This window comes from Stenotrophomonas sp. SrG (assembly GCF_050031795.1).
Taxonomy (GTDB): Bacteria; Pseudomonadota; Gammaproteobacteria; order Xanthomonadales; family Xanthomonadaceae; genus Stenotrophomonas; species Stenotrophomonas rhizophila_A.
On sequence record NZ_JBNBBE010001076.1, the window covers coordinates 1 to 240 of the forward strand.

A 240-nucleotide genomic window follows, 5' to 3' on the forward strand; every position below is an offset into this window, starting at 1 on the left:
ACGTCGTCTCCCCTGGGCCCTTGAACCCCACCACGGCATCCACGCCGCACTGCGGGCAGAGCGCGGTCTGATCTTCGGAGGGAGGCGCACAGCGCATACTGCGCCACGCCAGTGCCGAACGACCCGTTCTCGCGCTTCACCTCCACCCGAGTGATGACGACCTCCTCAAGACGAATGCCCACCGCGGCGTGCCGGCCATGGGCGACGGCGCTGTAGAAGGCTGTCTTCTGCTCCATCGTG

General features: G+C 67.1%; 1 pseudogene. It reads right to left on the minus strand.

Going from position 1 to position 240, the window contains the following annotated elements:
- A pseudogene (locus ACQG3P_RS22790) lies at positions 1-236 on the minus strand (hypothetical protein); the annotation flags it as partial.
- Positions 237-240: the final 4 nt, after the last annotated feature.